A 26,386-nucleotide genomic window follows, 5' to 3' on the forward strand; every position below is an offset into this window, starting at 1 on the left:
GACCGAAACATCGATGTTAAGGAGACACATATGAAGACACGCGCTGCAGTGCTCTGGGGCCTGGGAGAGAAGTGGGAGGTCGAGGAGGTCGAGTTGGATCCGCCCGGCCCCGATGAGGTGCTGGTCCGGTTGACCGCGACCGGGTTGTGCCATTCAGATGAGCACCTCGTGACCGGTGACCTGCCCATTCCGCTGCCCGTCGTCGGTGGCCACGAGGGTGCCGGCACCGTGGTCGAAGTGGGTGCGGGTGTCGAGAACGTCGCCGAGGGCGATTCGGTGATCCTGACGTTCCTGCCGTCGTGTGGGCACTGTTCCTATTGCGCGCGGGGGATGGGCAACATGTGCGACTTGGGTGCGGCGCTCATGATGGGACCCCAGATCGACGGGACGTACCGTTTCCATGCCCGCGGTGAGGACGTCGGCCAGATGTGCCTGCTGGGCACGTTCTCGGAATACACCGTGGTCCCCAAGGCGTCTCTGGTCAAAATCGACCAGGGGACACCGCTGGACAAGGCGGCGTTGATCGGGTGTGGTGTGACGACCGGGTACGGGTCGGCGGTGCGCACCGGTGAGGTGCGTGCCGGGGACACCGTGGTGGTGATCGGAGCCGGTGGCATCGGTATGAATGCGATTCAGGGTGCCCGCATCGCGGGCGCGTTGAACATCGTGGCTGTCGATCCGGTGGCGTTCAAGCGTGAACAAGCCGGTGGTTTCGGTGCGACGCATGCCGTTGGCACGGTCGACGAGGCCTGGTCACTGATCAGTGACATCACCCGCGGCAAACTCGCCGATGTCTGCGTGTTGACCACCGATGTCGCCGAAGGGTCCTACATCGGTGAGGCGCTGTCCTTGGTCGGTAAACGCGGTCGTGTGGTCGTTACCGCGATCGGGCACCCCGAAGACACATCGATGTCGGGTTCACTGCTGGAATTAACGCTGTATGAAAAGCAGATCCGCGGCGCCCTCTACGGCTCGTCCAACGCCGCCCACGACATCCCGCGGCTCGTCGAACTCTACAACTCCGGACACCTCAAACTCGACGAGCTGATCACCCGTGAGTACACCCTCGATCAGATCAACGAGGGCTACGACGACATGCGGTCAGGCCGCAACATCCGAGGACTCATCCGATTCTGACAGAGCACCCAAAGCAGGGAAGCGCAAAACGGCACCAAGCGAGCTCAGTACAACGATGGCGATGCTGCGGGTCAGGGGCTCTCACCGTTGACGCTTCGATGCGGGATAGCGATCGAAAGCAATGTTTCCCATAGTCATAGGCGCTCGAGCTGCGCGGGTGAGATTGGCTGCGGTCGAACAGTTCTGGCACCTACCGCCAGCCGGGACGCCTTGATGGTATGTAGCTTTCGATGAGTGTTAACAGTGCTATTGGATAAGAGAGGAAGCGGCGATGGCGAGGATTGAAATTCCCTATCTCCATAGGAGAGGAGGGCACTGTGGTTCCGGTGCGCTGCGTGACCTTACTGAATGGGCACAACTAGGATGGGGGACAGAAACACTCAGTGAAGGATTGGTCTTCACCCTCGGCGGAGCCTTGGACTTCTCGTACGTCCGCTCTACGCAATTGTTTCCCCAGATCTACCTGGTAGGACGAGGAAGCGACCTGGAAAAAGACTACCTCTCCCGAGTTGGTGCAAACTGCGTCGTGCGATCGACCGATGACGCAGACGTGGGATGGTCATTTGTTACCGACGAAGTCGACAAGGGCCGACCCGTCATGGTCTGGGCTGACATCGGCGAACTTCCTTACCTGCGCGTCCGATTGCACATGAGCCGTCACGACATCGTCATCACCGGATATGATGACGAACAAGGGGTTGCCTATGTGGTCGATAATGACCGCGAGACCACCCAAACGGTGGCTTATGATGACCTGCGCCGGGCGCGGTCCTCGGTAGGGTTCCCTACACCGACCCGGCACACCACATATCACGTCGACTGGCCGGAGCGAGTGCCCGACCTTGGGCCGATTGCCGCCACTGCATTAGCCGCGAGCGCAGCTTTCATGCGCGGCGGTGCCGTAGGTGCGCCGCTACTGCGCATCGAGGCAGCTGAAGTCGAGGCTTCCGGTTTGAAGGGTGTGCAGGAGTTCGCCGATGACGTACGGCATTGGCCAACGGTGTTTGATGACGACGCCCTGACCGCGGCATTGTTCGGGCTCGGGGCGTTCATCGAGAAAGCCGGAACCGGTGGCGGGCTCTTTCGTATGCTGCAAGCACAAGGTTGCCAGAATATCGCCGATCTCCTCGGGGACGCCGCCGCAGCCGAAGCGGCGGCCGCGGCCCGACACGCTTCCCAAGCGTGGTCTGAGCTTGCGGCCGCAGCCACCGATGCCGGCACATCGCTACGGAGTCGTAGTCTCGCTGCGGCCAAAATCGCCGCGACGATCCCGGACTCCGAAACACGCCTCGTCGAAGCCCTCGAAACGGCCAGTCGATCCGTTGGCACTGTCGATACCGGCCTCGAGGCTTATCTGAAAGGCTATCTGTGAGCGACACTTCAAACGAATCGAGTTTCCTGGAGACAACTGGGTTCCTCGATTGGCAGCACGACGATGTACAGCGCTTCACCGAGGACGCGGTCGGTGACGTTCGTGACCCTGTGCAGAAGGCGAGGTTGATCTTCACCGCTGTGCGGGACAGGATTTGGTACGATCCCTATAGCACCGACGACGATCCCGAGCATTATCGGGCGAGCTATGTAGCGACAGCGTCGAGGGCGTATTGCATACCGAAGGCGGTGCTGCTGACCGCGGCAGCTCGTGCGGCGGGCATTCCGGCCCGGCTCGGATTCGCGGACGTGCGCAACCATCTGCAGACCACCACATTGCGTGCCCGGATGGGAGGTACCGACGTGTTCGTCTACCACGGATATAGCGAATTACAACTCAACAACCGCTGGGTGAAGGCTACTCCGGCGTTCAATGCCGAGCTCTGCGCGCGATTCGGTGTACCTCCGATCGACTTCGACGGCCACACCGATGCGCTCCTCCATGCCTACGACGGTGGGGGAAGCCAACACATGGAGTACCTCAACGACCGCGGTTGGTACCACGATCTCCCCTTCACCGACATCGTTACAGAGTTGCATCACCGGTACGGCCCGCTCATGGCTGGTGCTGGAGCCCAGCGTGACGCCTTCTCCCAGGAGTTGTGAGGCGCTGCGGACTGTGTGCCAGTTCATTGTGACGCGATCTGGCCGGCTATGAATACACTGCAGTCCAAGGGATTACGGGCAGGACCAGATAGCCGACAGTGTCCTAATCGGAAGGTGTGTCGCAGCGATGATCTCGGCGGGCTAACGAGTCCTACATACATATCTACCGGCGATCAGCCCAGTCGACGCCGGCGCAATTCTTCAGTCGTGTGGTGAACCACGCGCTACGAGGGTCTATTTAGGAGGGTTTCGTCATCGAAGAGCAAGCGGAAGAAGATTCGGCCATCGCATGGTGGCATAGCTTTCAGGATCGTGCTGTCGCCGCCGACGGCGACTACCTTGATGCGCACCACCCGTGGTGCCTTGGTTGCGGCACAGACAATCCGCACGGTCATCGCCTGCGAGCGCGTCGGCATGGCGACGGGGTGGGTGCCAGGCATATCTTCGACGGCAGACATCGCGGCGCACCCGGTATCGCACATGGCGGCGCAGTCATGACCGTACTCGACGACATGGTGGGCATGTTGCTGTACGTCGTCGGTGAGATGGCCGTCACCCGCAGGTTCGATACCGAGTTCTACGCGCCGGTGTTGCTGGGGGTCCCCTACGAGGTCAGCGCGGAGCTGGTGTCCAAGACCGGCCGGAAACTCGAAGTCCGGACAGAATTGCGCGAGGAGACTACCGGTCAGCTAGTCGCGTCCGCCTCAGGGTTATTCGTCGTCGTCACGATGGCGCACTTCACTAGTTCCATACAGAAGGCGACTTCGACACCCTGCATTGTGCGGTCACCCAGGGAGGGAAGATGCTGAGCACCAGCCTTGGAGGTGGCGCACGGCTGGCCGCGCGCGTTCCACGTCTCTTACCCCGCTCGACGCAAACATCATCAACGCACTCATGTACCTGGTCGCCGAGGATCACCTCCACCAGACGGCGGCCACGGGTCAGCGCCGTCGTATTCGACGGCCCGCGCCCGCGCACAGGAGACCGGTCATGAGCACCTACGGCCTGTCGGTTCTCGGCGCGGATTTGAAGTCACTGGCCCAGACCGCACACGCCGCCGATGCGGCCGGGTTCGACGCCGTATGGGCCTCGGAGTTCTACTCCCGGTCGGGTTCGATCTCCATGGCCGCGATGGCCAACTGCACACAGAACTGCCGGATCGGTTCCTCCATTCTCTACGGCGTCGGCCGAAGCCCCCTGGTGCTGGCCACCGAGGCGCGTGATCTCGACGAACTCTCCAACGGACGGCTGGTGCTGGGCATCGGCAACGGCACCAAGCGGATGATGAGCGACTGGCACGGCGTGCCCGACACCTCCGCGCCCGCGCTGCGGATGGAAGAACTCGTGATGCTGCTGCGCCGGATATGGAACCTGCATGAAGGCCCGATCCATCACGAGGGTCGTTTTTACAGAATGAATCTCACGCCGACCGGCGACGTGGGACCCTCCAGCCGGCCGATCCCGATCGTCACCGCCGGTGTCCGGCCCCGGATGTGCGAGGCGGCCGGGCGGGTGGCCGACGGCCTGGCCGGACATCCCCTGTTCACGACCACCTACGTAGAGGAGATCGTCCGGCCCGCTATCGCCCGGGGTGCCGCGCACACGGGCCGCGACCCCAATGACGTGGAAATCATTTCCATGGTGATGTGCGCCATTCACGACGACGCCGAGGTTGCGAGGCGCGAACTGGCGCAGCAGATTGCGTTCTACTCCTCGGTCAAATCGTACGAGACGGTACTCGATGTAAACGGCTTCGCCAGCGAAGGCCGAACCATCCGGGAAGCATTCGCCCAGCGCGATTTCCCGGCGATGTTCGCCGCGGTGTCGGAGGAGATGATCGACACCATGGGTGTCGCCGGGACGGCAGACGAGGTCCGTGAACAACTGAGCCGCTACGACGGCGTCCTGGACCACATCATGCTGTATTCACCATCGGTTGGCATCGCTCCCGAGCGCGTGCAGCAAAACCTCGACAGCATCATTCGGGAATGCTCGCCCGCCTCGATGTCGCCAGGGCAGTCCGGTCCACGTTCAATCTGATCCACGCATTGCCGCCGAAGTTGACCCGTCCCCGTCCGCGGTCGCATTTAGTGCGTCTGTCGCGCCGACCCCGCCGACAGTTGTGCGGCGTTGTTGACGATGTTGGCGTCGTCGCTGTCGGGGAGGTCGTGGCGAACCACGCGTACCCGCCCCCGGGGTAGGCATGCCATGTAGCCGTGGCGCTTGCCGTACAACTCCCATGCCGTTTCCTCGGAATCGGGGTCGACGTCGATGCTGTGTCCACGCGAGAACCTCAGGTGTAGCCCTCCATCGTCGCCGGACCAGGCTTGAGTGCACACCGCGCCGGCGAGGTTCAACAACGGGCGTTCGTCTGTCGCGATCTTGAGTGGATCGATGCGCACCGCTTCTACGGGATACCGGTCGAACGCAGGCAGTGTCAGCAGCAAGGGACACGAGATGACAATCTCGTTGTAGTCGTCCAGGTCCAGGACCAGGCCGTCGCGCACGGAGACGCGTTGCACGACACAATTTTCGATCCATTGGGTATACATGGCACTCTCCTTCGCCGCGTCATCGAGCCTCGCCCTAAGGGTACTTTAGGTAGCGCTGCGATACTACTAGTATCGTTATGCGGTTTCCGCGGGTCGTGCGCGGCTGGTCACCACGCGCCGAGTGGCCAGGTCGATGCGTTCGCGGGTAGCGGCGGCCGACGCTCGGTGGCCACTGAAGGCCACGAGGTTGGCCAGCCACACGTCGGAGATGATCGCGGCGATGTGTAAATCGGCGGGAGTCGGTTCGCCGCCCCTGAGCGTGCGGGCCAGCAGGTTCTGAATCTCGGCGGCGGCGCTGTCTAGTTCTGCGGCTGCCCGGGTGTCTGCAACGGCGAAGGCTCGTGTCATGGCTGATGTCAGCCAGGGGTCGCGCTGCCAGCGGTCATGTAGGTGTGTGGTGAGACGTTCGAGCCGTTCCAGTGGCGTGCCGTCACCGCTAGCCCAGTCGTCAGCCGAGTTGAGTCGGCGAAACTCGCGCGTCAGCGCCGCCACCAACAAGTTGGTTTTCGCCGGGAAGTGGCGGTAGAGCGTGCCGACGGCGATACCGGCCCGCTCGGCGACCGACCGCATCTGAACCGCCTCATAGCCACCTGACGTGGCCACGAGCAGGGCCGCGTCCAGAATCGCTTCCCGGCGCTGGGTGGATGAATGCGAGGCGGGCGCTACAGCGGTCCGCGTCCGGCCGCCGGCTGAATTTGCCTCCAGCGGTCGGGTTTTGCCATGGCTGCGAGAAAGGGGGAGCGTCATGATCGCCCGTCGTCGAGGCCGCCGTGGCGTGAGAACTGTTCGAGAAGGCCGCCAAAAGCACTGACGTCGCCGTGCGCAGCGAAGTGATCCGTGCTGACCGCGACAAATACCGCAGTGGCGGTGAAGCGGTTGGCCCCATCGGAATCAGTGCCCGTCGCCATGACGTGCAGAGCCCGTCCTTCGCGGGACCGGATGTGGGCGGTGATCCTGTGGGGTTGATGCAGAGGTACCGGCCGCAGATACTCCACTGTCAGGCTGCGAGTCACCGCTGGTGTGCCGGCGATCCACAATGTGAATCCCAAGACGTCATCGCACGCCGCCGCAACTGCTCCGCCATGGGCCAGCCCAGGAGCCCCAATGTGGCGCTCGTCGAAAATCACGTCGGAGTACACCGCGTCGCCGCTGCGGTGCACCACCAACTGCAGTCCGTGGGGATTGTCCGGGCCGCAACCCATGCACGTTGTCGTGTGCGAAGGTAACCGCTTCGGCAGCGACGCGCTTTCCGGCACAATCACGCTCCAATACTATCGGTTTCGCTTCGATACCGTTAGTACCACAATGCTAGACTGACAGGACAGCATCGCGTGAAATCGACCGCCGAGGTGAATTGAGTGAGCGACAGTCAGCCAGCGCCGGTCCCTGACGATGACGTGGACCCGCGGCGAATCCGGTCCCGAAATCGACTGCTGGATGCAGCCGCGACCCTTCTGAGCACTGGCGGCGTGGAAGCCGTCACGATCGATGCCGTCACCAAAGCGTCCAAAGTGGCCAGAACCACGCTTTACCGCCATTTCCAAAGTTCGTCCCATCTGCTCGCAGCCACGTTCGAGCGACTGCTTCCACAGGTGGCAACTCCAACACCGACCAGCGGCCCTCTGCGTAACCAGCTGATCGAATTGCTAAGCCGCCAAGCCGCTCTTTTCAACGACGCGCCACTGCATGTCACGACCCTGGCATGGCTGTCCCTTGGTCCCACCGGCCCGACGAACGAAGCCGATGATCGACACACATCCGGCGCGTTGCGGGCCCGAGTCGTCGACCAGTACCGGCAACCGTTCGACGCCATACTCTCTAGCCCGAAGGCACAAGCCGAGTTGGAGAACTTCGACCGAGAACTGGCGCTGTGCCAACTGGTCGGCCCACTCGCCTTCGCCCGAATGACCGGGATCCGCACCATCACTCACGACGACTGCGCCAACCTCGTCGACGACTTTCTCGCCGCCCACTGCAAGAGCGACGATGGCGAGACCAAGCGCGTGAAGGCCGCCAGTCTGCATGCAGGGCGACCGCTCGCATAGCCCTCTAGCACAACGAGTTTCACTGCGCCCAGTCTGGCTGGTCTTCGAACTTTCCTCTGCACTCCAGTCACGTCGGCGATGGCACCGGCGAAATGTTCGCCGCCACTCGCTAGGGGCCGTGCACGCAGATCGCAGGCATGCCCACGACGACTATGTCGGGCCAGGCGACGTGAACCGCCTCAGCGTTCGCAGTGCGGTTGCTCGCGTTGAGACCCCGTAGCACTTTCGTCAATGGCATTGCGGATGGATGCGTGTTTATCGTCCGACGAAAAGTGATCGTGCTGGCCCCAGAGTGCAAGAGGTGTGTCGGAATTGGAGGAACTGGCTGGCAGGGATGGCTTGGTGGCAAGCGGGGCGGGTTACTCGGCAGTGACGACAGCGGCCGGGGCGCGCCATCGGAAGTGACGCTGAGCGACGCGCGGAACTGAGACGAATGTGGCTGTGGTCGTGGACCAAACCTCGTGTTGCTTCGTAGGTTGTCGACATGACTGCTGTGTCGAAACTGGAGGCGCGTCGTCGCGCCGTCGAGGCGCAACGCCGAGCGAACGAAGTGCGAGCGCAGCAGGACCGTGCCAACGCCGATGACGCGACCGCCGTTCGGGCGTTGATCGGACGCCTGCAGGATGTGGACGAATGGCAGGCCCGTCGCGTCGCGCAGTCTCGCCAGCAAGCGGAGGCGGAGGCGCAGCGCAGGCGCAGCCGCTATTACGCGGAAGCCTGTGCATCGATCAAGGACATGCGGGAACGTGGCGCGACGTTGGCGGCTATCGCCGAGCTGGTCGGTGTTGATGTCAGAGAGATACGCGCGCTGCTGCGCAGCAAGGCGGCGAAAACCGTTAAGAAGCAACCGGCTGCGCGCGCTGATGCATGGCGCGACGCTCGTGTGGACACGGAGTGGCCGCGGTGCGTGCGATGCGATGTGTTGATGATGGATCCTGAAGACAGGCCACGTCGCGGACGCCGCCGGCTCTACTGCTCGGACACGTGTCGGCGCGACTCATCTGCTGCACGCATGGCTGCCGAGCGCCACGGAACGCCGATCCGCGTCGTCGAGGTGCCGAGGGCCGGTTCCGCGACCGACCTCGCCCTGACGCCTGAAGATTCACCGGCTCCTGTCCCTGTCAGCGCGCTCGACGCCGCAGACATTGCCTCCCGGGACGAGCGGGCGCTGTGCACGCTGCTAGCGAGGCTCACGGAACGGGCACGGCACAAGGACCTCGACCGAGCGACTCTGACGGCGGCGCGTGATCTCGCCAAAGCTGTTTATCCGTATCGCGCCTGAACGGCTCAGCAACCGTATCGATCATCTGGTCGTCAACGCCCGTTGTGCCCGCGTGATGCGCGCTGCGTAACCTGGGTCACGTGGCAGATAACCCGCCAGGCAATCGATGTGCGTCCTGCGCAACATCGGCATCGGCGTTGCCGAGCGCCCTAGGGCGGATCCGTCGCCAGTGAGCGCAGTCGCTCGTAACCTGCCTTCTGACTCCGCGATCCGGCCGGGAGCGGACCGCGGCGTGCTTCGATAGGTACGTGGGGCCACCCTGTCCGAAATCAGCTGTGCGATTGGTGAGGCGGACACCCCGAGTGGGTCTATGCAAACCGTCCGCGCTCGAGAGTCGGCGCTTCGATGGGTACCGACGCGCGATAGAGTCGCACGGGGCATTTGTCGACCGTGAGGAAATGGATTGGTTCCCAAGTAATCCCGGCGGCGTTCAATGACTTCCGATGGGACTTCCATTCGTCGCGAAGCGGTTTCTTCTCCGACGGTCCGAAGCGGACGTCTGTCAGCACGAGTAGTCGCACACGCTTCGGATACAGTGTGGTCCCCTCGACGATCTCCAAACGAAGCTGTTCGACGTCATCGCACCAGTCCTGCGACTTCTTCGCCTTCGAAATGAGTTTGCGCAGAGCTTCGAATACCGGACCGGCAAGCGCATCGTGCACAGCAGGCCGGCCAAGTTTGCTGGCAAGGCGCTGTCCGAGAATGAGCTCGTCCTCAATCGAGGCGAACCCCACGACCGGTTCCTGCGCAGCGAGCAAACCCTTGCTGACCGGAACGATCGCGCGCAGGTCCACGGCCCAAACCGCTCCAGGAACCGGAGGCTCACTTAGCCAGACGTAGTCGGAGAGCTGATGGTCTTTGATCTGCTGGACCTTCTCCGTCGAAAAGACTGAGATGTCGCGTACCGGGCATGCCTGCACCAGCGGATGCCGCATCCCGGGACCGCCCGCAATGTCGCAGGTCTGTGACACCACCGCGGCATACCCGCTGTCGCTCAATGGTGCTGACCGAGCACGCACCTCACCCAACGCTCCATCGGCAGCGGGTTCTCCGGTTACAGGGTCATCTACCCACGCTGGGACGATCCATGCGCCGCGATCCATCGGGAGAAGATGCCCTTGCCGCCACCGCTCCAGAGCGAGAAGCGTGTGCGGGGGCCATCGCTCCGGCAGGAGTCGATCAATAGTCACCGGGCGAATCCGTCCTCGACGTTCTCGGTCACCACCGGACCACCGGTTCGAATGATCGGTGTCTCGACGTGTTCGGCGATCCCCTCGTATACCGAAGTGCCGATCTCTCGCCGAGGGAACGGCGTCCGATCCACAGCCAGGTCAACGAGGTCGTCGAACCGGCCGTCGAGTAGTGCGGAGGCTCGCTTCTTGTCGGCACGCAGCCACCTGTTCATCGGCTGGTCCAGTGTGCTGCGGAGGTCGTCGACGGCGTCCGCCAACTCCCACAGTCCACCCAAGCTGGCTACACGGGGCCGGCTGGCGGGGGGCTTTGCCGCCCACGAGTGGAACGTGCGCTTGTTGATGCCGGTGGCCTTGAACATCTCCTTCTGCGTTAGGCCCAGTTCGGCTCGGATTCGTTCGAAGGCATCAAGAACGTCGACCGTCTCGTCGACCTGTTGCTCGTCGGACAGCACCGTATCGATGAATGTATACGGCATCGTCAACCACAGCGCCGAGCCCGGAAGGTTCATCTGCCCGTCGAGACTCTTGAAAACTTCGACGCGAACCTGATCCCATCCGCACGGGTCGAGGGCTCCAGAGAAATGCGCGACGACATCCCGCAACCCCGGCGATGAACTCATCTCCACGAACGTGCTGGACCAGAGTCCGTCCTCGCAAGGGGCCGGGTACAGGCCCTTTTGTGCTCGGGCCCAGGAAGGTGACCGGAGCACGCGGGAGCCGGTCGGCTGCTGCTCCATGATCGTCATTTCGCGCTCCCTTCTCGAAGCTCTTTCAGGTAGGTATCGGTAACCGACGCCTGAAAAAGTGACAACGAAGTGCGGTTCAGCCGCTCCGCTGAGATGACGACCTCTCGCACGTCGAACGTGAATGAGGAGTGGCGGAACACGTCCGTATCGAGTAGATACTGCACGCACTTGCCCGAATCATCGCGAACTGGTCCATGCCGCAGCAACGCGCCGTGATGATCATCAAGCCGGATCTCCACCTGCTGTTGAGCACCTCGAACACTGCCGCCGAACACTGGGTTAAGCACAGGGCCCAGAAGGGTGTCGTCGATCCGGCCACGCCAAGCCTCTGCAGAGTTGAACCCACTGTCATGGAAGCGGTCGACGTACCGCAGACCGATGCGGTGCACCAACGATGGCTTGACTAACCGTCCGAGAGATTCGACCAGAACGGTTAGCGGAGCCTTCATGCTGGTACGCCACCGCTCGTAGCGGTTGACCTGCATGATCAGGATGTCGGGCATGAGCGTGACGTGTGCTCCGTCCGCGGAAGCAATTTGCCACCCACTGGACTCCGCTGCCACCTGGGCAACGCCGTTGGCCCCGAAGTCGATCCTCATCTGCTGTTGAACGGTGGGTTGAATGCTCGGGAAGTCCACCCCCGTGTTCTCCACAAGGTCGTCCCGGAAAGCAGCGGCGACCTCCGGTGTGATCTCGTCGGTACGGGCGGTATACCGGATCTCGATCACTGCGACTTCGAGGGGAGCGTTTCCGAGCAGGGTCGGATCGGCCGAGGGCAGCCCCCCCAATGGAACGTCCTCAGCTGGGCGAAGTGTGTGTGGATCGATGGTCATACTGTCCTGTCCATAGAGATGCACCTTAGATGCACCTACCGACAAGTGTAGGCGCTATCGTCAGAGATGAGGAGCAGGAGAGGCAGCGCCCCCGGTCCGGAAATAGCGAACGCGGCTTCAAGGGATCTATGCGCCGCTCGATCGCATCTCGTCTGTCGACACGGGAGTGCGAAAGGCCATTTCGAAGCGGATGGTGCCGCCGCAAAACGGAACCTACCTAAGAACGGCTTAGGCGCAGTGTGCTGCTCTGCCGCCGTTGGGCCGGCCCGCACGCCGTCAGAGAGCCATTTGCCCTTCCAACACCGTGGGCTGTCAACGCGGCGATCTCGGCAGGTAGGTCAGCCGCGAACCGGAGCTCCAGCTCGTCGAGCACGTCCCGACGCGCCGCTGTAAGTAACAGAGCTGAATCGTCACGATGGGGGAGAACTCCGTGATCGCGCACATAGCAATCTGTGACGGTATCGATGAGGTCGTCCAGTGAGCTGGTGAGAAGGAGCGCGTCGTCGCCGGCGTGGCTCTCTGCGAACTCCTCGCAACGGTCGCTGGACCATGTTGCCGGATAAGTAAGTTCTGACAGATACAGCTGCTTGATGGCCGCCTCCAATCGGCCGGACCACCCGTAGTCAGGCCAGTCGTGGATGACCGCCTGGGCGATCGCCTCGAATTGCGCGCTCACGGACACCAACTCCTCACGTAGAGGGACGTGGTGCTGATTGTGCCCGAAAGGTCCGGCGCAGCCGTGACGACGAGCGCGGTCATGAGGCCTCGACGTCGAGATTGTCGCCCGAATGCTTGTTCGGGATGGTCTGGCGGGGCGCCGGCAGATCTTGAACAAAGGACGACAGCTCACGCGGAGCCGAAATGCGCGAGGGACGCGAGGATTGCGAGGGTTGTTTGGCCGACACATCTTTGTAGGGCGGATAGATGGTCCACAGCAGCACGTTCCGATGATTTCGAGCGCCATCGTCTTCGATCGCCCAACCCAGACTCCGGAGCGCAGGTGCGTGCCGTCGCAGGACGGCTGTGACATCCCGGCCGTTCCGAGGCCACTCCTTTGGTCTGCGCCAGGTGTCGCCGGTCGGCGTGACTGTCGCCAGCAGGTCGCCGCCGGACTTTCCGATGAGTGGTTCCCGGATGTGCAGCCTTAGCTGTTCGATGAACGGGTCGGCGGACAGGCTGTCCTCGGAGAGTTGACTGGCGCGTGACAAGTAACGCCGGAAGCCATGGGTCGACAGAATCTCGTCAACGGCCGCCAGCGTGCGACTGAAGTCCGCCATCCGTGGCGACACGTCGACCGAAATGGTTTCCAGCCGTTGATGAACCACGGCGGCCAGATCAAGAAGCCCGCCCAAAATGCCTGGTAGAGCCGTGCGCCACTGTTGTCGCATCGTGGCTTCCGGTTGTCGCATGTGGCGATCAATGCGTCGCAGGTCGACTGTCGCCAGTCGCTCCGCGAGGTCGGGTCGCACTGCGCCGACGTCGATGCCGTTGATGATGACGCACCGCCGGAATTTGATCACCGCGAGATCGGAGTCCGTGTACAACGCCCGTTTGACGTTGCCGTCGCCTGTGGCGGCACGGCACAGGGAATCCGACAACCAGGGCGGAATCGTCGACAGATTGTCCAAGGCAACAACCCACGACCCGGACGCCGCAGTGACCCACGAATCGGAATCACGCGGTGCCTGCCGTAGGGGAACCGGTGACGGGTCGATGAGATCGACCAGCATGCGTGTGGTTGTGCTCTTGGCGCTGCCCTGCTCGGCGAACAGCGCCAAGATCGGGTGTGGGACGTCGGTCTGGACAAGAGCGGCAATGAGGGCAGCGAGGAGGACCGGTCGGTCTTCGAAGTCGACGTTAACGAAATCCCAGAGCTTCTCGATATCCCCGCCCTGAGCCGGCAGCGGCATCGCTCCGGTCAACTTGGTGCGTAGAAAGCGCACAGGTGCCCGCTCGGTCAGCGTCCACCGGCCCTGTCGGATACGAATCACCTGGCCGTTGGGTAGTCCGGTATCGATGTAGATCGTGCCGTCATCGTCAGCGACGCGGAGGTTCAGGCGTTCGGGCGGCTTCGTGGCAGCCAATCCTTCAAGGATCAGCGTGGCGTCAGTCAGGGCCTGGCCGCCGGCGACCGCGCCGGTCTCGGCGAAGTACCGTGCGGCTAGGTCGGCGCGTAGACCGGCCTTGCCGGCGCGGAGGAGCATGACCAAGTGCGGGCGATCGCGGTCAGCTCCGAACGGCTCACCCTCATCGGAGAGTCCGAGCAGGTAGCGTTCCTGTGCCATGCCGACCAAGCGCGCGGCCACCGACTTCTTGTCCGTCTCGGTGTTGTCGCTCATAGGATTTCCTGCACACCGTGCTTATGCAGGCTGCGTTGACGAGCTATTCTCATGTGGAACTTCCGTGTCGGATGATCAGGTGGTTCGAACAAAGACCTCGGCTAGGCCCCGGGGTCTTTTTCGTGGGCGCGGTTCACGCGGCGTCTCCGCCTCCCCGCCGGGTCGCGGTTTCTTGTTCCGCGATCCATCGCAGTACCTCGTCGCGCCGGTACACGACCCGGCGGCCCAAGGTGAAACTGGCCGGCCCGATATCGCAGTGGCGCCAGTAGCGGAGAGTTCCAACGGGGACGCCGATGATGTCCGAAACCTGTTTGGCGCTCAGTAGATCCATGTAGCTGCTCCTCAATGGTGGGTTCTGTCAACGAATCCAACGGTGGTGGTGGCGCCCTGCATTTGTCCACCAGTACCCTCAACTTCGCCTACAAATTGACTTCAGCCGAACGCTTTCGTCGGCTGTCGGTGGTCGGTGTGAAACTGGCGGTAGAGGAGGTGGTCGACTTGCAGCGACGAAACCGTCGGGCTGGTGTCGAGGACCGGTGGCGTCGATCAGACGGGAGCCCCACCGCACGTAGCGGTATGGGCCGCCGCTGGTTGGCCCGTTACGTCGACGATCAAGGCGGGGAGAACACGCGTTCGTTCGACCGCAAGGTGGACGCTCAGGCCTTTCTCAATGAGATCACGGCCGCTCAGACGATCGGCACCTATGTCGCGCCGAAAGCCGGGCGCATCACCGTCCGTGAGCTGCATGGGAAATGGCTTGGCACACAGGGTCATTTGAAGGAGACGACGGTTGCGACACGCGCATTCGCCTGGTCGGGCTACGTCGAAGGCCGGTGGGCCGCGGTCGCTGTAGCCGACGTGCAATCGTCGGATATCAGGGCGTGGGTGCAGCAATTGGCGGCGGGCGGAGCCAAACCGGCCACCATCGAGAACGCGCTCAGCGTCCTGAGGCAGATCTTGGAGATGGCCGTCGACGATCGACGGATCCCCCGCAATCCGTGCACAGGAGTGAAGTCGCCGCGACGACAGCACCGAGCGCGGGGCTACCTGACACACCAGCAGGTGGAGCTTCTGGCCCGCGAGGTCGGCGAGTACGCCGTTGTTGTTCGATTCCTGGCCTACACCGGGCTGCGCTGGGGCGAGATGGCAGCGCTACGGGTGGAGTCCTTCGACATGCTCCGCCGGAGGGTAAATATCCGTGAGGCGGTCGCCGAGGTCAAGGGACGTGTGGTGTGGTCGTCACCCAAATCCCACGAGCGTCGCTCGGTGCCCTTCCCTGCGTTCCTTGCTGATCCGCTGGCCGCGATCATGATCGGCAAGCGACGAGACGATTTGGTGTTCACGTCACCCGGCGGAGCATTGTTGCGAGTGTCGACGTGGCGGCCGCGGGTGTTCAACATGGCTGTCCAACGGCTTCAGGAAGCAGACCCGGCGTATCCCACCGTCACGCCTCACGACCTTCGTCATACGGCAGCGTCCTTGTCGATCAGCGCCGGGGCCAACGTCAAGGCTGTTCAGACGATGCTGGGACACGCTTCTGCGGTCTTGACCCTGGATACGTATGCCGACCTGTTCCCCGACGACCTGGAGCAAGTTTCAGTTGCACTAGATGCCGCGCGAATGCGGTCTCTGGCAGCCACTGCGGACCAGCTGCGGACTGGGAAGTAAGAAGGCCCCGACCGGAATTCCCGGTCAGGGCCTCTACCTGCGATCACACGAGTCGGGGTGGCGGGATTCGAACCCACGACCTCTTCGTCCCGAACGAAGCGCGCTACCAAGCTGCGCCACACCCCGTGTGAAGCCACGACAGCGTATCGCACCGGTGCCCTCAGAAGCCAAACGGCCCTTGCCGGGTGATGTAGCCGCAGGTAGATGGGGCCAGCGGCGAAGATCACGTCCGTCATCGGGATGCATTTACCCGCATCGTGCGTTTAATCCGGTAACTGTGGTGAAACGACCGCCGAACGCGACGAAGCGAGGGATGAACATGACCGGATTGGGAGCTCTGCTCTACTGCGGATTCTTCGGTCTGGCGGCGCTGTGGCTGTTCGCGACTTCTGACTACCGGACGGCCTGGATCGGCCGTCAGGGTCACGCCCAGCGGCCGGAGCGCTCGAACTCCGTCAAGGCCGCCACGGCATCGGTCGAGTCCAGCCCGCGGCTGCTGACCCACGCGTCGTCGAAGTAGGTATCGGCGTAGCGGTCGCCGCTGTCGGCGAGCAGCGTCACCACCGAACCGCTACGGCCCTGCGCCACCATCTCGGCCAGCAGCCCGAACGCACCCCAGATGTTCGTCCCCGTGGACGGACCCACCCGGCGGCCCAGAACCTTGCTCACATGCCGCGCTGCGGCCACTGAGCCCGCATCGGGGACGCACACCATGGCGTCCACCACGCCGGGCAGGAACGACGGCTCCACTCGCGGCCGGCCGATGCCCTCGATGCGCGACGACGCCCCTGTGAACACCTCCCGGTCGCCCGTGGCCCACGACGGATAGAACGCCGAATTCTCCGGGTCCACCACGCAGAGCCGGGTGGCATGGCGCCGGTAGCGCAGGAACCGACCGATCGTGGCGCTGGTGCCGCCGGTGCCGGCGCCGACCACGATCCATTCGGGAATCGGATGGGTCTCGTCGCGCAGCTGCGAGAAGATCGACTCGGCGATGTTGTTGTTGCCGCGCCAGTCGGTGGCCCGTTCGGCATTGGTGAACTGATCCAGGTAGTGGCCGCCGGTCTCGCGCGCCAGGCGTTCGGCCTCGGCGTATACCTGAGACGATTGCTCGACGAAATGGCAACGGCCACCCTGGTTTTCGATGAGCTCGATCTTGGTCGCACTGGTCGACGACGGCATCACCGCGATGAACTCGAGCCCCAGCAGCGCCGCGAAATAGGCCTCGGACACCGCGGTCGACCCGGACGACGCCTCGATGACGGTCGTCTGCGGTCCGATCCAGCCGTTGCACAACCCGTACAGGAACAGTGACCGGGCCAGCCGGTGCTTGAGGCTGCCGGTGATGTGTGTGCTCTCGTCCTTGAGATACAGCTGGACGTCGACGCCCGCGCTCCACGCGGCAGGCAACGGATAACGCAGGAGATGGGTGTCGGCGCTGCGCCGGGCGTCGGCCTCGATCAGGCGGACAGCGTTGTCCACCCAGTCCCGGTCGACGTTGCGCGCCGCCACCGGTGCGGTCACCGCGCCGAGACGGCAGGCTGCGTCATGTCGGCGCCGATGCCGGCGTGCCCGCCACCGGTCGGTGCGGCCACCAGCGTCAGCAGCGTCACCTCCGGCCGGCAGCAGAAGCGCACCGGCGTGTACGGCGAGGTGCCCAGACCGGCGGACACGTGCAGCTGCGTGTGCGCGCCCCAGCGGGACGGACCCTTCACCCGGGAGGTGTCGATGTCGCAGTTGGTCACCAGCGCGCCGTAGAACGGCACGCACAGCTGCCCGCCGTGCGTGTGCCCGGCCAGCACCAGCTGGTAGCCGTCGTCGGCGAAGCGGTCCAGGACGCGCGTGTACGGCGCGTGGGTGACGCCCAGCGACAGATTGGCCGCCGGGTTGGGCCGTCCGGCGACGGTGTCGTAGCGGTCGCGACCCAGATGCGGGTCGTCGACCCCGGCCACGGCGATGAGCTGACCGTTGACCTCGATCTCACGCCGCGTGTGGGTCATGTCCAGCCAGCCGCGCTCGGTGAACGCCGCGCGCAGGTCCTGCCACGGCAGCGGCCGGCCGGTGATCCGCTTGTGCTTGCTAAAGAGGTAGTTGGCCGGGTTCTTGGGCTTCGGCGCGAAGTAGTCGTTGCTGCCGAACACGAACACGCCGGGCACCGCCAGCAGATCGCCCATCGCCTGCACCACGGCCGGCACCGACTTCGGGTGCGAGAGGTTGTCTCCGGTGTTGACCACCAGATCCGGCTCCCAGCGGGCCAGCTCGCGCAGCCACGCCTGCTTACGGCGCTGCGCCGGCATCATGTGCAGATCACTCAGATGCAGCACCCGCAGCGGCGACGAACCGGGCGTCAGCACCGGCATGGTGACCTCGCGGACCACGAACGCGTTGCGCTCGATGAGCGACGCGTAGGCGAGGCCTGCAGCAAGTGATCCGGCGACTGTGACGGCGGCGTTGCGGGCGATGGCAGACATGCAGGCAGCCTACTTGCTCGCTGCGGCAATTCGCCCGTTGTCGCTGGTCATCGTTAGAAAGCCCACAGGGTTGGCTTAGGTCGTTCTGAGGTTTCGGCCGGGCCTATGGGGGCGGGGGACCGAGCACCGGCACGGTGATCGGCGGCAGGCCCGGAATCTCCACGACCGTCGACCCGATCTGCACCGGCGGCAAGCCGTCGAGGCCCGGAATCCCCACTGGTGGTGGTGGCGGCGGAGGCGGCGCGATGCCGTTGCTCACCAGGATCGTGACGATCGAGCCGGGGATGGTCTGTCCCGACGGCGAGGTTCCGATCACCGAACCGGACGGCGACGCGCTGTTGACCCACGACGGCTGCGGGGCCAGCTGGAAGCCGGCTTCCTTCACCCGGGTCTGTGCCAGGTCGATGTCCATGCCCGCGACGCTCGGCACCTTCGAGCCCGGTCCACCGTCCACGTAGCGCGGGTCGGTCGGCGGCATCACCACGTTGGGCGGGGTGAACTGCTTCATCGCGGTGAACCAGGTCCGGGCCGGTTCGTGGCCGCCGTACAGATCACCGCGGCCGCACTGGCGCAGCGGAAACGAGCACAAGTCCGACGGCGTGGGCGAGTCGTCGTAGATGTAGTTGGCGGCGGCGTACGCGCTGGTGAAGCCCAGGAACGCCGACGACCGGTGGGCCTCGGTGGTACCGGTCTTGCCCGATACCGGGAAGGTCCAGCCCACTGACTGCGCGGCCGCGGCGCCGGTGCCGCTGATGGCGTCCTTGTTCATCGCGTTGGCCAATGTGTTGGCCAGGCCCTCGGGGACCGCCTGCTCGCAGGTCTGGGTGGTCACCGAGACCTCGTTGCCGTGCCGGTCGTACACCTTGTCCACCGGGTTGGGCGGGCACCAGGTGCCGCCCGAGGCCAGCGTGGCCGCGACGTTCGACAGCTCGAGGGCGTTGACCTCGAACGGTCCCAGGGTGAACGAGCCGATGTTCTGCCGCTTGATGAAGTCGGCCAGGCTCTCGTTGCTGTTCGGGTCGTACGGCCGGGCGGTGCCCGGCGCGGCGTAGGACCGCAGCCCCAGCTTGACCGCCATGTCGACGGTGCGCGGGACACCGATCTGCGAGATCAGCTTGGCGAAACCGGTGTTCGGCGACGATGCCAGCGCTTCGGTGACGTTCATGCTGGCCCGGTAGCGGCCGTCGTTCTCGACGCACCACTTGTCCTTCGGGCAGCCCTTGGCGCCACCGCTGCCCAGGCCCTTGGCCTCGAACCGGCCGGGCACGTCCAGCTGCGCGTTGATGCCCATGCCCATGTCCATGGCGGCGGCCGTGGTGAACAGCTTGAAGATGGATCCGGCGCCGTCACCCACCAGTGAAAACGGTTGCGGCTGCATGGTTTCCCCGGCCGCGGTGTTCAGGCCGTAGGTCCGGTTGCTGGCCATCGCCACCACCTGGTGGTTGTCCTTGCCGGGGCGGATGACGCTCATGACGCTGGCGATGCCGTCGATGCCGGGGGAGGCGATGCCGTCGATCGACGACTTGACCGAGTTCTGGATGTCCGGGTCGATGGTGGTGCGGATCAGGTAGCCGCCCTTGGCCACCTGGTCCTTGCTGATCCCCGCCTTCGACAGATAGTCGAGCACGTAATCGCAGAAGAAGGCGCGGTCACCGGCGGCGATGCAGCCACGGGGCAGCTGGTTGGGCTGCGGCAGGATGCCGAGCGGCTCGGCCCTGGCGGCCCGCAGCGCTTCGGCTTCCTGGGGGACATTCTGGATCATGGTGTCCAGCACCAGGTTTCGACGTGCCAGGGCGCCGTCGGGATTGACGTACGGGTCCAGTCCGCTGGTGGACTGCACCATACCGGCGAGCAGCGCGGCCTGCTGCCAGTTCAGCTGGGAGGCGTTGACGCCGAAGTACGTCTGGGCGGCGTCCTGGATGCCGAACGCCCCGTTGCCGAACGACACCAGGTTCAGATAGCGCGTCAGGATCTCGGACTTGGTGAACGTCTTGTCCAGGGTCAGCGCCATGCGGATCTCACGCAGCTTGCGGGCCGGTGTGGTCTCGATGGCGGCCCGCCGTTCGGCGTCGGTCTGAGACACCACGAGCAGCTGATAGTTCTTGACGTACTGCTGCTCGATGGTGGATCCACCGCGCGTATCGGCGGAGCCGGACATGTAGCCGGACAGGCCCGTCAGGGTGCCCTTCCAGTCCACCCCGTTGTGCTCGGCAAACCGTTTGTCCTCGATCGAGACGATGGCCAGCTTCATGGTGTTGGCGATCTGATCGCTCGGAACCTCGAAGCGACGCTGCGAATACAGCCAGGCGATGGGGTTGCCCTTGGCGTCCACCATGGTCGATACGGCGGGCGCGTCACCTTCGACCAGCTGTGCCGAACCGTTGGCCACGACGTCGGATGCCCGGTTGGACATCAGGCCGACACCCCCGATGAGCGGGAACATCATCGCGGCGAGGACCACGCTGGCGAGCAGGCAGCACCACGTCATCTTGATGACGGTGACCGCGGTCGGCGGACGATTCTGCGGTCGCTCGGACATGGGGTACAGCCTAGCGACCGTGGTAGCCAGCGGCCGAGTGCTGGTCGATTACCACGTCCTTAGGGCATCTAGGGGGCTGCGACACGGGCAAAAATTAACGTTTGGACACACGTCCCAAAAAAGCGGCCCCAGACCCATTGCGCAATCGGCCCCTGACCACCTAACTTGAACACACAATGCGATCTAGGTAACACTACTAGCCGCAATGTGGCGTAGATCGCATCAGTGGTCTACTCGGGAGGACTCAGCCGTCGGGAGACGGTGTGACGAAGGGATCGCTGGTGGCAGGTACACAGCCAGTAGTTCGCGCGACTATCGCTCCCCAGGCCGGAAACGGCGCGATGCAGGGTGTGGTCCAACCTGAAGCTGAAGCCAGAATCGCCTGGGTTTCCCAGGCCCGATGCCGACAGGCCGACCCGGATGAGCTGTTCGTCCGCGGCGCCGCGCAGCGCAAGGCCGCGGTCATCTGCCGGCATTGCCCGGTGATCGTCGAATGCGGTGCCGATGCCCTCGACAACCGCGTCGAGTTCGGCGTCTGGGGCGGCATGACCGAGCGCCAGCGCCGTGCCCTCCTCAAGCAGCACCCCGAGGTGGTGTCCTGGGCGGAGTTCTTCGCCACCCAGCGCAAGCACCGCAACGCGGTCTGATTTTCTTGTAGCGCAACGCATTACCGCAGTTCCCTGCGGTAACCTGCTGCCCATCACGCCATGCTCTGGGCCACCGCCGTGAGAATGCTCGTTGCTGTTCTCACCTGTGTCCTGCTCGCCGCCGCATGCTCACACCCGACACAGGGAGTAAGCGTGGCCGCGCCGAAACCCCAGGACGTATGGCAACGACGGGCAGTGGCTGTTCGCGTCCGTCGACGTCGACCCGAACCCGTGCATCACGACGGACATGGTGCGTGCGCGGTATCCGGCTGCGGAACAGACGCACGCACCGACCGGCCACTCCGCGTACGAAGAGTTCGTGTGGAGCGTCAGCTACAGCTGGGGCAAGCTCAACTTCGGGATCCGGGACAAAGAGCAGTGCCTCACCGGAATCTCCGTCGAGCGCGCCGGAACCTGAACGGCGCCAGGGCTCAGGCTTTGACGATGTCGCCGGTGATCTGATCGGCGATGGCCCGCAACGCCTCCAGGTCCGATACCTCGAACGGCAGTGACGGCACGCCCACCAACGCCACGTGCGGGTTGGCTCCGGTGAATCGCGACAGCAACCGCACCTCACGCTTGGAGATGATGGTGCGGTTCGCGTGGATCCGCAGCGTCGCCGCGGCCAGAGCGTCGCCGTCGGTACCGGACTTCTCCAGCTTGGCGGCAGCCTCGTCGGCTGCGTCCGCGGTGAGTTCACACAGCATCGGGTGGGTGCGGTTGAGGATCAGGCCGGCCAGCGGCATCTGCTCCTGAGACAGCCGGTCGACGAAGAACGACGCCTCGCGCAGCGCGTCGGGCTCGGCGGCCGAGACCACGACGAACCGCGTGCCGGGGCGCTTGAGCAGTTCGTAGGTGCGGTCGGCCTTCTCGCGGAACCCGCCGAACGTGGCGTCCAGTGACTGAACGAAACTGGCCGCGTCGGAGAGCATCTGCGAACCCAGCACGGTGGACAGCGCCTTCATCGCCAGGCCCATCGCCCCGGTGACGAGGCGGCCGATGCCGCGGCCCGGTCCCAGCAGCAGTTTCCACAGGCGGCTGTCCATGAAGTTGCCCAGCCGCTTTGGCGCGTCCAGGAAGTCCAGGGCATTGCGCGACGGCGGGGTGTCGACGACGACCAAATCCCACTTGTCCTCGGCCAGCAGTTGGCCGAGCTTCTCCATCGCCATGTACTCCTGCGTGCCCGAGAGTGACGTGGCGACGGTTTGGTAGAACTGGTTCTCCAAAATCGAGTCGGCTCGATCCTCGCCGGAGTACTGCACCACCATCTCGTCGAAGGTGCGGCGCATGTCCAGCATCATCGCGTAGAGCTCACCCGGTACCTCGGGAGCCAGCGGCACCCGCTGTGGGGTGTTGCCCAGGTCCTTGATGCCGAGGGCCTGCGCCAGGCGCTTGGCCGGGTCGATGGTCAGCACCACGACTGTGCGGCCGTACTCCGCGGCCCGCAGCGCCATCGCGGCGGCCGTGGTGGTCTTGCCGACGCCGCCTGCGCCGCAGCACACCACGACGCGGTTCGCGGTGTCCGACAGGATCGCGTGCATGTCCAGCTTCAAGGGCTTGCCGCTCATTTGGTGCCAACCCCTTGCTGCTCGAGCGCTTCGGCGAGTTCGTACAGGCTGCCCAGGTCGACCCCGTCGGGGAGGGCGGGCAGTTCGAGGCGGGGCACTTCGAGGGCGTCGAGTTGGTCGGCGCTCTCGGCGCGCGCCATCATGCGCGTCGCGTGCTGGATGGTCTCGGTGAGCAGTCCGGCAAAGTCGCCGTCGGACAACGTGATTCCGGCGTCGGACAGTCCGGCACGCACCGCGTCGGCGTCGACGACGCCCTCGGCTGCCTTCGCCAGATCGTCCGGTGACAGGTACGCCGGGATGTTGCGGTTGACGATGACGCTGCCGATCGGCAACTCGAGCTCGCGGAGCTCCTCTATGGCCTCCAGGGTCTCCTGCACGGGCAGCGCCTCCAGCAGCGTGACCAGGTGGATGGCGGTGAGCTCCGAGTGCAGCAGCTTCACGACGCCGTCGGCCTGCGAATGGACCGGGCCGCCCTTGGCCAGGTCCGAGACGGCCTTGGTGACGTCGAGGAAGCGGGAGATGCGGCCCGTCGGCGGGGCGTCGACCACGACGGCGTCGTAGGGGCGCTGTCCCTTGAGTTCCTTGGCGGTCTTGCCGTTACGGACCACGACCTCTTTGATCTTGCCGGTGAGCAGGACGTCACGCAGGCCGGGAGCGATCGTCGTGGCGAACTCGACGGCGCCGATGCGCTTCATGGCGCGGCCGGCGATGCCGAGGTTGTAGAACATGTCCAGGTATTCCAGGAACGCGGCCTCGGTGTCGATGGCCAGCGCGTTGACCAGCCCGCCGCCCTCGGCGGTGGCGATCTTCTGTTCCCCGTACGGCAGCGGTGGCACGTCGAAGAGCTGGGCGATGCCCTGACGTCCCTCGACCTCGACCAGCAAAACGCTGCGGCCGCGGGCGGCCAGCGCCAGCGCCAGCGCCGCGGCGACCGTCGTCTTGCCGGTACCGCCCTTGCCGGTGACGAAATGGAGGCGCGCTTGGTCCAGGCGCGCGGGCCAACCGGTATGGGTTTGGCCCGTGGATTCGGAGGTCACCCCAGCATGTTAACCATGCGGTACCCCTCGGCCGATAAGCTCGGCGACATGAGCGAACCGACCCGGTGGGAGTACGCCACCGTCCCATTGCTGATCCACGCCACCAAGCAGATCCTCGACCAGTGGGGCCAGGACGGGTGGGAGCTGGTTTCGGTACTGGCCAACCCGAGCGGTGAGCAGCACGTCGCATACCTGAAGCGGCCCAAGTGAGCGTCTCGGACCGGTTGGCCGAACTCGGTATCGAACTGCCGGAAGTTGTTGCGCCACTTGCCGCTTACGTTCCCGCGGTCCGGACCGGGAACCTCGTCTACACCTCCGGCCAGCTGCCCATGCAGGGCGGCCAGCTGCCCGCCGAGGGCAAGGTCGGCGCTGAGGTCACCGCGGACGACGGCAAGGCGCTGGCCCGGATCTGCGGCCTCAACGCGCTGGCCGCCGTGCACGCGCTGGTCGGCATCGACTCGGTGGTGCGGATCGTCAAGGTTGTCGGATTCGTCGCCTCGGCGCCTGGCTTCAACGGCCAGCCCGCGGTGATCAACGGGGCGTCCGAATTGCTGGGCGAGGTGTTCGGCCCGGCCGGCGCGCACGCCCGGTCGGCGGTCGGCGTCTCCGAGTTGCCGTTGAATGCTCCCGTTGAGGTGGAGCTCATCGTGGAGATCGCGTAAGCGATCGACCATCGGGAGGGCGGTTGTGTCCTTATGAATCATCCCGCGTATGGCGTGCTGCGGCCGGTAACGGAGTCGGCCTCGGTGCTGCTGTGCGACAACCCCGGGATCATGACACTCGACGGCACCAACACCTGGGTGCTGCGCGGGCCGGGTAGCGACGAGATGGTCGTCGTCGACCCGGGGCCCGACGACGATGCGCACCTGGAGCGGATCGCGGCGCTGGGCAAGGTTCCGCTGGTGCTGATCAGTCACAAGCACGAGGACCACACCGGCGGCATCGACAAGCTGGTCGGTATGACCGGGGCCGTGGTGCGGTCGGTGGGCAGCGGGTTTCTGCGGGGCCTGGGCGGACCGCTCACCGACGGCGAGGTGATCGACGCGGCGGGTCTGCGGATCAAGGTCATGGCGACGCCCGGACACACCGCGGATTCGCTGTCGTTCGTCGTCGACGATGCCGTGCTGACCGCTGACACCGTCCTGGGCCGTGGCACCACCGTCATCGACAACGAGGACGGCAGCCTGCGCGACTACCTGGAATCGCTGCGGCGACTGCAGGGGCTGGGCGGGCGGACCGTCCTGCCCGGCCACGGTCCGGACCTCGCCGACCTCGCCGAGGTGACGGCCATGTATCTCGCGCACCGCGAGGAACGACTGGATCAGGTGCGCGGCGCCTTGCGGGTGCTCGGGGACGAGGCGTCGGCGCGGCAGGTCGTCGAACACGTCTACACCGACGTCGACCAGAAGCTGTGGGACGCCGCCGAGAAATCGGTGCAGGCCCAGCTGGATTACCTGCGGACTGCTTAGGACGACCAAACAGCGATGCCCCCGACACGCGGTGCGTGCGGGGGCATCTGCGTCAGAACTACCTCGCTCGGCGCGCCAGACGCTCCGAGTCGGAGATCAGCACGCTCTTGCCCTCGAGCCGGATCCAGCCGCGGTGCGCGAAGTCGGCGAGCGCCTTGTTCACGGTTTCGCGGGAGGCGCCGACGAGCTGGGCGATCTCTTCCTGGGTCAGGTCGTGGGTGACGCGCAGCGCGCCGCCCTCCTGCGTGCCGAACCGCTGGGCCAGCTGCAGCAGCTGCTTGGCCACGCGACCGGGCACGTCGGTGAAGATCAGGTCGGCCAGGTTGTTGTTGGTGCGGCGCAACCGGCGGGCGAGCACGCGCAGCAGCTGCTCGGCGATCTCCGGGCGGTCCGCGATCCACGCCCGCAGCGCCTCGCGGTCCATCGAGACCGCGCGCACCTCGGTGATGGTGATGGCGCTCGACGTCCGGGGACCCGGATCGAAGATCGACAGCTCACCGAACATGTCCGACGGACCCATGATGGTCAGCAGGTTCTCGCGGCCGTCCGGTGACCGGCGGCCGATCTTCACCTTGCCGGAGATGATGATGTAGAGGCGGTCGCCCGGCTCGCCCTCGGCGAACACGGTGTGTCCACGGGGGAAGTCGACCGGTTGCAGCTGTTTGGTCAGTGCGGATACCGCGGTGGGCTCGACACCCTGGAAGATTCCGGCCCTCGCCAGGATCTCGTCCACGTTGCTCCCTAAGGCTGGTGAGTGATAAAAAACGCGCGCAAGCTAGCCAGTGAACTGGTTAACAAAGTCAGTCTAGTGGTAAGCCGTTTC

The 26,386-nt window shown here is 64.7% G+C and carries 29 protein-coding genes and 1 tRNA gene; 13 read left to right on the forward strand and 17 right to left on the reverse strand.

Features of this window, described 5'->3' with window-relative positions; translation table 11 throughout:
- Positions 1-30: 30 nt before the first annotated feature.
- The 3 genes from TL10_RS06820 to TL10_RS06830 all read left to right on the forward strand — a co-directional run bounded on the left by TL10_RS06820 (position 31) and on the right by TL10_RS06830 (position 3,174).
- Positions 31-1,137 (forward strand): NDMA-dependent alcohol dehydrogenase, encoded by a 1,107-nt coding sequence (locus tag TL10_RS06820; protein WP_043985048.1) that lies wholly within the window; start codon positions 31-33, stop codon positions 1,135-1,137.
- A gap of 271 nt (positions 1,138-1,408) precedes the next feature.
- Positions 1,409-2,509 (forward strand): BtrH N-terminal domain-containing protein, encoded by a 1,101-nt coding sequence (locus TL10_RS06825; RefSeq protein ID WP_043985049.1) that lies wholly within the window; start codon positions 1,409-1,411, stop codon positions 2,507-2,509.
- Positions 2,506-3,174 (forward strand): transglutaminase-like domain-containing protein, encoded by a 669-nt coding sequence (locus tag TL10_RS06830; protein ID WP_043985051.1) that lies wholly within the window; start codon positions 2,506-2,508, stop codon positions 3,172-3,174. The genes TL10_RS06825 and TL10_RS06830 overlap by 4 nt, the downstream gene beginning before the upstream one ends.
- Positions 3,175-3,398: 224 nt before the next feature.
- On the opposite strand, the gene TL10_RS31420 is transcribed toward TL10_RS06830, so the two are convergent.
- Positions 3,399-3,632, reverse strand: a complete 234-nt coding sequence (locus TL10_RS31420) for a hypothetical protein (protein ID WP_162291742.1) — start codon at positions 3,630-3,632, stop codon at positions 3,399-3,401.
- Between TL10_RS31420 and TL10_RS06840 the strand changes: the two genes are divergently transcribed.
- Both TL10_RS06840 and TL10_RS06845 read left to right on the forward strand, forming a co-directional pair.
- Positions 3,600-3,983 carry a PaaI family thioesterase gene (locus tag TL10_RS06840; RefSeq protein WP_078281697.1) on the forward strand — a complete coding sequence of 128 codons (384 nt, stop codon included), beginning with the start codon at positions 3,600-3,602 and terminating at the stop codon, positions 3,981-3,983. The two genes, TL10_RS31420 and TL10_RS06840, sit on opposite strands and share 33 nt — an antisense overlap.
- Positions 3,984-4,164: 181 nt before the next feature.
- The gene (locus TL10_RS06845) at positions 4,165-5,214 is read left to right on the forward strand and encodes an LLM class flavin-dependent oxidoreductase (protein WP_043985054.1); all 1,050 of its coding nucleotides are present in this window, start codon (positions 4,165-4,167) and stop codon (positions 5,212-5,214) included.
- A gap of 47 nt (positions 5,215-5,261) precedes the next feature.
- Here TL10_RS06845 and TL10_RS06850 read toward each other — a convergent pair whose 3' ends face one another.
- From TL10_RS06850 to TL10_RS06860, 3 genes are all read right to left on the reverse strand, one after another.
- Positions 5,262-5,726, reverse strand: a complete 465-nt coding sequence (locus tag TL10_RS06850) for a DUF6188 family protein (protein ID WP_043985055.1) — start codon at positions 5,724-5,726, stop codon at positions 5,262-5,264.
- A gap of 75 nt (positions 5,727-5,801) precedes the next feature.
- The gene (locus tag TL10_RS06855; RefSeq protein ID WP_043985056.1) at positions 5,802-6,473 is read right to left on the reverse strand and encodes a TetR/AcrR family transcriptional regulator; all 672 of its coding nucleotides are present in this window, start codon (positions 6,471-6,473) and stop codon (positions 5,802-5,804) included.
- Complete coding sequence (locus tag TL10_RS06860; protein WP_208411447.1) at positions 6,470-6,928, reverse strand: PaaI family thioesterase; 459 nt, start codon at positions 6,926-6,928, stop codon at positions 6,470-6,472. The genes TL10_RS06855 and TL10_RS06860 overlap by 4 nt, the downstream gene beginning before the upstream one ends.
- Positions 6,929-7,084: 156 nt before the next feature.
- Here TL10_RS06860 and TL10_RS06865 point away from each other — a divergent pair, with 156 nt between their 5' ends.
- Both TL10_RS06865 and TL10_RS06870 read left to right on the forward strand, forming a co-directional pair.
- On the forward strand, positions 7,085-7,771 hold the full coding sequence (locus tag TL10_RS06865; protein WP_043985057.1) for a TetR/AcrR family transcriptional regulator: 687 nt from the start codon (positions 7,085-7,087) through the stop codon (positions 7,769-7,771).
- A 484-nt stretch (positions 7,772-8,255) separates the two neighbouring features.
- On the forward strand, positions 8,256-9,053 hold the full coding sequence (locus TL10_RS06870; protein ID WP_043985058.1) for a hypothetical protein: 798 nt from the start codon (positions 8,256-8,258) through the stop codon (positions 9,051-9,053).
- A gap of 308 nt (positions 9,054-9,361) precedes the next feature.
- On the opposite strand, the gene TL10_RS06875 is transcribed toward TL10_RS06870, so the two are convergent.
- The 6 genes from TL10_RS06875 to TL10_RS06900 all read right to left on the reverse strand — a co-directional run bounded on the left by TL10_RS06875 (position 9,362) and on the right by TL10_RS06900 (position 14,495).
- Positions 9,362-10,156 (reverse strand): hypothetical protein, encoded by a 795-nt coding sequence (locus TL10_RS06875; RefSeq protein WP_070953155.1) that lies wholly within the window; start codon positions 10,154-10,156, stop codon positions 9,362-9,364.
- 83 nt (positions 10,157-10,239) lie between these two features.
- Complete coding sequence (locus TL10_RS06880) at positions 10,240-10,992, reverse strand: helix-turn-helix domain-containing protein (RefSeq protein WP_043985060.1); 753 nt, start codon at positions 10,990-10,992, stop codon at positions 10,240-10,242.
- Positions 10,989-11,825, reverse strand: coding sequence for a TIGR04255 family protein (locus TL10_RS06885; RefSeq protein WP_131630695.1), 837 nt, complete (start codon positions 11,823-11,825; stop codon positions 10,989-10,991). Before TL10_RS06885 ends, TL10_RS06880 begins: the two co-directional genes overlap by 4 nt.
- 217 nt (positions 11,826-12,042) lie before the next feature.
- Positions 12,043-12,501, reverse strand: coding sequence for a hypothetical protein (locus tag TL10_RS06890; RefSeq protein ID WP_083000306.1), 459 nt, complete (start codon positions 12,499-12,501; stop codon positions 12,043-12,045).
- A gap of 79 nt (positions 12,502-12,580) precedes the next feature.
- Complete coding sequence (locus TL10_RS06895; protein ID WP_043985063.1) at positions 12,581-14,164, reverse strand: AICE element replication initiation protein; 1,584 nt, start codon at positions 14,162-14,164, stop codon at positions 12,581-12,583.
- A gap of 133 nt (positions 14,165-14,297) precedes the next feature.
- Positions 14,298-14,495, reverse strand: coding sequence for a helix-turn-helix transcriptional regulator (locus TL10_RS06900; protein ID WP_043985064.1), 198 nt, complete (start codon positions 14,493-14,495; stop codon positions 14,298-14,300).
- Positions 14,496-14,509: 14 nt separating this feature from the next.
- Between TL10_RS06900 and TL10_RS06905 the strand changes: the two genes are divergently transcribed.
- Positions 14,510-15,832 carry a tyrosine-type recombinase/integrase gene (locus TL10_RS06905; protein ID WP_109749372.1) on the forward strand — a complete coding sequence of 441 codons (1,323 nt, stop codon included), beginning with the start codon at positions 14,510-14,512 and terminating at the stop codon, positions 15,830-15,832.
- A 52-nt stretch (positions 15,833-15,884) separates the two neighbouring features.
- On the opposite strand, the gene TL10_RS06910 is transcribed toward TL10_RS06905, so the two are convergent.
- From TL10_RS06910 to ponA2, 4 genes are all read right to left on the reverse strand, one after another.
- Positions 15,885-15,958 (reverse strand) — tRNA-Pro (locus tag TL10_RS06910).
- Between the two features lie 297 nt (positions 15,959-16,255).
- On the reverse strand, positions 16,256-17,356 hold the full coding sequence (gene cds1, locus TL10_RS06915) for an L-cysteine desulfhydrase Cds1 (RefSeq protein WP_043985065.1): 1,101 nt from the start codon (positions 17,354-17,356) through the stop codon (positions 16,256-16,258).
- A complete protein-coding gene (locus TL10_RS06920; protein ID WP_043397248.1) occupies positions 17,353-18,303 on the reverse strand; it encodes a metallophosphoesterase in 951 nt (316 codons plus the stop codon). Before TL10_RS06920 ends, cds1 begins: the two co-directional genes overlap by 4 nt.
- A 103-nt stretch (positions 18,304-18,406) precedes the next feature.
- Positions 18,407-20,842 carry a transglycosylase/D,D-transpeptidase PonA2 gene (ponA2, locus tag TL10_RS06925; RefSeq protein ID WP_043397251.1) on the reverse strand — a complete coding sequence of 812 codons (2,436 nt, stop codon included), beginning with the start codon at positions 20,840-20,842 and terminating at the stop codon, positions 18,407-18,409.
- 341 nt (positions 20,843-21,183) lie between these two features.
- Here ponA2 and TL10_RS06930 point away from each other — a divergent pair, with 341 nt between their 5' ends.
- Both TL10_RS06930 and TL10_RS31195 read left to right on the forward strand, forming a co-directional pair.
- Complete coding sequence (locus TL10_RS06930; RefSeq protein ID WP_020100988.1) at positions 21,184-21,489, forward strand: WhiB family transcriptional regulator; 306 nt, start codon at positions 21,184-21,186, stop codon at positions 21,487-21,489.
- A 247-nt stretch (positions 21,490-21,736) separates the two neighbouring features.
- Complete coding sequence (locus TL10_RS31195) at positions 21,737-21,907, forward strand: hypothetical protein (RefSeq protein WP_157850357.1); 171 nt, start codon at positions 21,737-21,739, stop codon at positions 21,905-21,907.
- A 13-nt stretch (positions 21,908-21,920) separates the two neighbouring features.
- Here TL10_RS31195 and bagB read toward each other — a convergent pair whose 3' ends face one another.
- Positions 21,921-23,057, reverse strand: a complete 1,137-nt coding sequence (gene bagB, locus TL10_RS06940) for an ATPase BagB (RefSeq protein ID WP_043397253.1) — start codon at positions 23,055-23,057, stop codon at positions 21,921-21,923.
- The gene (gene bagA, locus TL10_RS06945; RefSeq protein ID WP_043985067.1) at positions 23,054-24,094 is read right to left on the reverse strand and encodes an ATPase BagA; all 1,041 of its coding nucleotides are present in this window, start codon (positions 24,092-24,094) and stop codon (positions 23,054-23,056) included. Before bagA ends, bagB begins: the two co-directional genes overlap by 4 nt.
- 48 nt (positions 24,095-24,142) lie before the next feature.
- On the opposite strand from bagA, the gene sp36 reads away from it, so the two are divergent.
- The 3 genes from sp36 to TL10_RS06960 are packed head-to-tail and all read left to right on the forward strand — an operon-like array spanning position 24,143 to position 25,563.
- A complete protein-coding gene (gene sp36, locus TL10_RS06950; protein ID WP_090562576.1) occupies positions 24,143-24,304 on the forward strand; it encodes a Sp36 family protein in 162 nt (53 codons plus the stop codon).
- Positions 24,301-24,756, forward strand: a complete 456-nt coding sequence (locus TL10_RS06955; RefSeq protein WP_043985068.1) for a RidA family protein — start codon at positions 24,301-24,303, stop codon at positions 24,754-24,756. The genes sp36 and TL10_RS06955 overlap by 4 nt, the downstream gene beginning before the upstream one ends.
- Positions 24,757-24,789: 33 nt before the next feature.
- Positions 24,790-25,563 (forward strand): MBL fold metallo-hydrolase, encoded by a 774-nt coding sequence (locus TL10_RS06960; RefSeq protein ID WP_043985069.1) that lies wholly within the window; start codon positions 24,790-24,792, stop codon positions 25,561-25,563.
- Between the two features lie 58 nt (positions 25,564-25,621).
- On the opposite strand, the gene crp is transcribed toward TL10_RS06960, so the two are convergent.
- Positions 25,622-26,296, reverse strand: a complete 675-nt coding sequence (crp, locus tag TL10_RS06965) for a cAMP-activated global transcriptional regulator CRP (protein WP_020100982.1) — start codon at positions 26,294-26,296, stop codon at positions 25,622-25,624.
- Positions 26,297-26,386: the final 90 nt, after the last annotated feature.

This window comes from Mycolicibacterium llatzerense (assembly GCF_000878195.1).
Taxonomy (GTDB): domain Bacteria; phylum Actinomycetota; class Actinomycetes; order Mycobacteriales; family Mycobacteriaceae; genus Mycobacterium; species Mycobacterium llatzerense.